Source organism: Arthrobacter sp. JCM 19049 (assembly GCF_001310435.1).
Window position 1 is genome coordinate 1 of the sequence record NZ_BAXF01000214.1, and the last position, 3,602, is coordinate 3,602.

Consider the following 3,602-nt stretch of genomic DNA (forward strand, 5'->3'; position numbering starts at 1 on the left):
CCATCACCGCCACCGCACCGACGGCGGTGATGAGCGCACCCCACCAGCCTGCGCCAGCCAGGGCAGGTCATGCCCGCGGCAGCCGATGAGCCAGATGAGCAACCCCAGTACCGACAGCCAGGTGCCAAGCTCAAGATCCAGTTGGGGATGCTGCGCGGAACATTGCCCCACTCCTGCTCGCTCAGGCGCCGGAACGGGACGCTGACCTTCTCGGTGCGCGCCAGGATACTTGCCATCTCGTTTTCCTGTCCCATCGGCCCCTTTGCCTCTCGTTCATGATCCCCGTTTGATTGGGAGTTCCCTAAATCAAGACTAGTTTTGGTGAAGCGGGGAAGAAGGCCCGGAAGGAGGACTTTGCGGCGCGGCTCGTCAACATTTTGGAGGAGCTGCGCAGCCCGCCGCGGTGGCACGAGGCGTCCGATTAAACGACGACGGCGGGTTTGCCCCTGGTATCAGGGACAAACCGCCGTCGTTCAGCTAGCGCTGGACGCTACGCGGCAATTAGTTGCCGGTCAGCTTCTCGCGCAGGGCAGCCAGTGCCTCGTCCGAAGCCAGGGTTCCGGAATCGGAAGCCGGTGCCTCGGAGGAGTACGAAGCCGGTGCCGGCTCGGCAGCGGTCGGCTCGGCGGTGGCGTCGGCGTTCATGGCCTCGGCAACCTGCTTCTTGTGAGCTTCCCAACGCTCCTGGGCAGCAGCGTACTGTGCTTCCCAAGCGGCGCGCTGGGTCTCGAAGCCCTCCAGCCATTCGTTCGACTCCGGATCGAAGCCTCCGGGTACTTGTAGTTGCCCTCTTCGTCGTACTCTGCGGCCATGCCGTACAGAGCCGGATCGAATTCGGTACCCTCCGGGTCGACACCCTCGTTGGCCTGCTTGAGGGACAGCGAGATGCGGCGGCGCTCCAGGTCGATGTCGATGACCTTGACGAACAGCTCGTCGCCCACGGAGACAACCTGCTCGGCCAGCTCGACGTGGCGCACGGCCAGCTCGGAGATGTGCACCAGGCCCTCGATGCCGTCTTCGACGCGAACGAACGCACCGAACGGAACCAGCTTGGTGACCTTGCCCGGCACAACCTGGCCCAGGGCGTGGGTGCGGGCGAAGGTCTGCCACGGATCTTCCTGGGTGGCCTTCAGCGACAGGGAGACACGCTCGCGATCCAGGTCCACTTCCAGAACCTCGACGGTGACTTCCTGGCCAACCTCGACAACCTCGGACGGGTGGTCGATGTGCTTCCAGGACAGCTCGGAGACGTGCACCAGGCCATCGACGCCGCCCAGGTCCACGAAGGCACCGAAGTTGACGATCGAGGAGACAACGCCCGGGCGAACCTGGCCCTTCTCGAGCTTGTTGAGGAAGGTCGAGCGAACCTCGGACTGGGTCTGCTCCAGCCATGCACGGCGGGAGAGCACCACGTTGTTGCGGTTCTTGTCCAGCTCGATGATCTTGGCTTCGATTTCCTGGCCGATGTACGGGGCCAGGTCGCGAACGCGACGCATCTCGACCAGCGATGCCGGCAGGAAGCCGCGCAGGCCGATGTCCAGGATGAGGCCACCCTTGACAACCTCGATGACGGTACCGGTAACGACGCCGTCTTCTTCCTTGATCTTTTCGATATCGCCCCAGGCACGCTCGTACTGAGCACGCTTCTTGGAGAGAATCAGACGGCCTTCCTTGTCTTCCTTGGTCAGGACCAGGGCTTCGACGTTGTCGCCGACGGTGACAACTTCACCCGGGTCAACGTCGTGCTTGATGGAAAGCTCGCGGGAAGGGATGACACCTTCGGTCTTGTAACCGATGTCGAGCAGGACTTCGTCATGGTCAACCTTGACGACGGTGCCTTCGACGAGGTCACCATCATTGAAGTACTTGATGGTGGCGTCGACGGCAGCCAGGAAGTCCTCAGCAGATCCGATGTCGTTGATGGCAACGACCGGGGTGCTGTGCTTCTCGTTCGAGGTGATGGTCATGTAGTAGGGACTCCGATGTGGATAGTTTATGGTCAGTCGAGACTCCGGAAGTCCCGGAATTTCGAGGTGTGTACTGCATAGCGAGTGGACATGGCAAAGCATGACACACTTTTCAAGTTTACGCGCTTGCACAGGCCTCGGTCAAAGTCACGTCGACATCCGGTGGATGGCCGCGCAAGTGTTGTTGGACACAATTGTCCGGCGCCGCGTCCTACGCAATGCCGGCGCGGCTCGGGCTAGAACTCGTAGGGCGTGAACGCGCTGCGCGGTTGGGCGAACAGCATTTCCAGCTCGTTGAGGTCGCGGTCTGAGCGGCACTGCACCAGGCCAACGTCCACCAGATCGGCCAGCCGAGCGCTGGGAGGTAGAGCCGCGGCAGCACCGAAACGTCCATGGACAGCTCCGGCAGCCGATGTTCGGTGGCGGGATTCGGCGTGACCTTCGCCCGGCCCTGCTCGATGCGCACCTGATAGGTGCCGTCGGCCAGGCCCAGCTGATCACGCAGCACCAGCACGAAGGAACCGTCCCGGCTCCACGCGCGGGCCTGCAGCGCGGCGACGGGGTCCAGCAGTCGCAGCCACAGCACGTCCCGGGTCTCTTCCACCTTGTAGTTGCGGTCGTTGGCCAGCATCAGGCGCAGCGGGTCATCGATCGGCCCGGCGCCAAGCACCTCGCCGATCAGGTCGTGGTTGCCCAGGAATTCGAGCAGGGCCACCCGGGCGGCGGCGTTCTGGGCCAGCAGTCCACGCACCGTCATGGCCCGGGGCTTGGAGTCCCGGCTCTGGTACTTGTAGCTGATCAGCCCGTCGAGCGTTCCGTGCTGGTCGTAGTGCGCGGCCAGGCGCGCGTCCTTGGCCGGGGCGAGATTCTCCCACCCGTCCAGCTGGCCCAGGATGTAGCCGCGGTCGAACGCCGAGGCGTCAATGGAACCGTAGGTGCCGGCCATGCAGCGTTCGGCCAGTTCGTCGAAGTGCGGTTCGATCTGCTCGGCGCTGACCTCCATGACCCGCCCGGGCAACGGCTCGCGCAGCTTCAGCCCGTCGGTGCACTCCAGCGCGAAGCGGTTCTCGTAGCTGGCGATGCCGTAGCCCCAACGCCCGTAGATCCGGGCGTCCGAGGCGGTCAGCGCCGCCCACGGGTAGCCCTGCTGCTTCGCGTAGCCAGATCCTCGGTGATCTGCGCCCCAGGATGCCGCGGCGCCGGTAGCTGGGGCTGACCGTGACGGCGGTGATCTTGTAGATCGGCAAGTCGGTTCCGGCCCCTGCGTTCAGCCGGCCCGGGAAGCCGCCATAGGTGTGCACCGGTTCGTTTTCGTGCAGCGCCGGGCTGCCCGCACCCCGATCGTAGACCAGGGACATCCGCATTTTCTGGGCCGCGGTGATCTGCCGCCAGCGCTCGGCCGCGTCCTCGTTGGTCACCGGACTGTGGAAGCCGCGGGCGGTGGCGCGGTGGAACCGGTCCAGGTGTTCCATTTCTTGCTCGGTAAGCTGGTCGGCCTGCCAGTGCTCGGTGTGCAGCTTGTCCATGGTGGGTCCTTCCATCGGTTGATGGGACGTGGTGCGGGCCGCGCGGGTGTGCCGCCCGTCGAATCGTGGATGGTGCCGTGAGTCGTGGATGGTGCTGGGGGTGGTGCAG

2 protein-coding genes and 2 pseudogenes are annotated in these 3,602 nt (G+C 64.5%); 1 reads left to right on the forward strand and 3 read right to left on the reverse strand.

Annotated elements, in window-relative coordinates; all coding sequences use genetic code 11:
* A partial coding sequence (locus JCM19049_RS19960) for a hypothetical protein (RefSeq protein WP_279402885.1) occupies window positions 1-205 on the forward strand: 205 nt, incomplete at its 5' end.
* 296 nt (window positions 206-501) lie between these two features.
* Here the strand turns inward: JCM19049_RS19960 and rpsA are convergent.
* From rpsA to JCM19049_RS19965, 3 genes and pseudogenes are all read right to left on the reverse strand, one after another.
* Window positions 502-1,967, reverse strand: a pseudogene (rpsA, locus tag JCM19049_RS09685) (30S ribosomal protein S1).
* A gap of 211 nt (window positions 1,968-2,178) precedes the next feature.
* On the reverse strand, window positions 2,179-2,985 hold the full coding sequence (locus JCM19049_RS09690) for a sterol carrier protein domain-containing protein (RefSeq protein ID WP_279402886.1): 807 nt from the start codon (window positions 2,983-2,985) through the stop codon (window positions 2,179-2,181).
* Window positions 2,888-3,602: pseudogene (locus JCM19049_RS19965) on the reverse strand (GNAT family N-acetyltransferase); the annotation flags it as partial. The pseudogene JCM19049_RS19965 and the gene JCM19049_RS09690, both read right to left, overlap by 98 nt.